This is a genomic window from Collinsella aerofaciens (assembly GCF_027679495.1).
GTDB lineage: Bacteria > Actinomycetota > Coriobacteriia > Coriobacteriales > Coriobacteriaceae > Collinsella > Collinsella aerofaciens_AK.
Window position 1 is genome coordinate 1 of the sequence record NZ_JAQEKC010000050.1, and the last position, 2,476, is coordinate 2,476.

Annotated in this window: 1 rRNA gene; it reads right to left on the reverse strand. The window is 63.8% G+C overall.

Features of this window, described 5'->3' with window-relative positions:
* Positions 1 to 66: 66 nt before the first annotated feature.
* Positions 67 to 2,476: ribosomal RNA gene (locus PGW49_RS10245) — 23S ribosomal RNA — on the reverse strand; the annotation flags it as partial.

Genomic DNA, 2,476 nt, shown 5'->3' on the forward strand with positions numbered 1-2,476 from the left:
TGACTCGGGGGCATCCTCGTGCCCGGACCGCGCATGAGCGCTGGGTCCCGCGGGCCGCGAGGTGCGGTTCCGGAAGAGCTCGGGCGATTAGTGCGGCTCGGCTGAGGCTGTCGCCAGCCTTGCACCTGCCGTCTATCGACCAGGTAGTCTACCTGGGCCCTTACCGGAAGGAGAACTAATCCCTGGAACGGCTTCCCGCTTAGATGCCTTCAGCGGTTATCCGCGCCGCACGCGGCTACCCGGCCGTGCCGTTGGTCGACAACCGGTTCACCGGAGGTGCGTCCACCCCGGTCCTCTCGTACTGGGGGCAGCCTCCATCGATTCTCCTGCGCCCACGGAGGATAGGGACCGAACTGTCTCACGACGTTCTGAACCCAGCTCGCGTACCGCTTTAAACGGCGAACAGCCGTACCCTTGGGACCTGCTCCAGCCCCAGGATGCGATGAGCCGACATCGAGGTGCCAAACCTTGCCGTCGATGTGGACTCTTGGGCAAGATCAGCCTGTTATCCCCGGAGTACCTTTTATCCGTTGAGCGACGGCCCACCCACTCGGGGCCGCCGGATCACTAGAGCCTGCTTTCGCACCTGCTCGGCTTGTGGGCCTCGCAGTCAAGCCCGCTTGTACTCTTGCATTCAAAAGGACGGTTGCCGACCGTCCCGAGCGGACCTTCGCGCGCCTCCGTTACCCTTTAGGAGGCGACCGCCCCAGTCAAACTGCCCGCCTGGCACGGTCCCCGAGCCGGTTGACGGCCTCGGGTTAGGACGCCGGTCGCGCGAGGGCAGTATTCCAAGGGCGGCTCCCCGGGGGCTGGCGCCTCCGGATCGATGCCTCCTGCCTATCCTCTACACGCGGGACCAGCGGCCAATGCCAAGCTGCAGTGAAGGTTCACGGGGTCTTTCCGTCCTTCCGCGGGTAAGTCGCATCTTCACGACCAGTGCAATTTCACCGGGTCCATGGTCGAGACAGCGCCCAAGTCGTTGCGCCTTTCGTGCAGGTCGGAACTTACCCGACAAGGAATTTCGCTACCTTAGGACCGTTATAGTTACGGCCGCCGTTTACCGGGGCTTGGCTTCGGGGCTTCGCCGAATCGGCTAACTCCTCCGCGTGACCTTCCGGCACCGGGCAGGCGTCAGACCCTATACGTCGCCTTGCGGCTTCTGCAGAGTCCTGTGTTTTTGGTAAACAGTCGCTTGGGCCTCTCCACTGCGGCCCGCCTCCGCTCCCCGGGCAAGCCGGTTCACGTACGCGCGGGCACCCCTTCTCCCGAAGTTACGGGGCCATTGTGCCGAGTTCCTTGACCATGGTTGACCCGATCGCCTCGGTATGTTCTACCCACCCACCTGTGTCGGTTTGCGGTACGGGCGCGCACGCGCCTGCCTAGGGGTTTTTCTAGGGACCTCGGGCTCACTCGCTTCGCTCAGTCGCTTCGTCCGGAGCCTCGCCCTTCTGCGGACCGGATTTCCCTGGTCCGCGGGCCGCGCTCCATCACGGGGACGTCCAGAACCCCGCCGAGCCACCCCCATCCGTCGCCCCGTCGGTCGTAGCGCCGCGTGCGCGGTGCAGGAATGTCTGCCTGCTGCGCGTCGGCTACGCCTACCGGCCTCGCCTTAGCCCCCGACTGACCCTGGGAGGATTAGCCTTGCCCAGGAAACCTCGGGTTCACGGCGGACGAGTTACTCTCTCGTCTCTCGCTACTCATGCCAGCATTCTCACTCCCATGCGCTCCACCGTCGGTCGCCCTCCGGCTTCTCCGCCCATGGGAAGCTCCCCTACCGATTCTAATGAATTAAAATCCCGCCGCTTCGGTGTCCAGCTTAGCCCCGTGTATTGTCGGCGCATGTCCACTCGACCAGTGAGCTGTTACGCACTCTTTGAATGGATGGCTGCTTCTAAGCCAACATCCTGGTTGTCTGGGCGGACGCACATCCTTTGCCACTCGGCTGGAACTTGGGGACCTTAGCGGGCGGTCCGGGCTGTTTCCCTCTCGAGCACACAGCTTAGCCCACATGCTCTGACTGCCGCGCTCTGGGCCGCCGGCATTCGGAGTTCGGTTGGATTCGGTAGGCGGCGAAGCCCCCTCGTCCATCCGGTGCTCTACCTCCGGCGGTGAACGCGCGACGCTAGCCCTAAAGCTATTTCGGGGAGAACGAGATATCTCCGGGTTTGATTGGCCTTTCACCCCTATCCGCAGGTCATCGCCGCCGTTTTCAACCGACGTGCGTTCGGCCCTCCACGGGGTCTTACCCCCGCTTCAGCCTGCCCACGGATAGCTCACCCGGCTTCGCGTCCGCGGCGCGGGACTCAAGTCGCCCTGTTAAGGCTCGCTTTCGCTTCGGCTCCCTTTCGGTTAACCTCGCCCCGCGCCAGCGACTCGCTGGCTCATTCTACAAAAGGCACGCCGTCACAACTGAAAGTTGCTCCGACTGCTCGTGGGCGCACGGTTTCAGGTACTGTTTCACTCCCCTCCCGGGGTG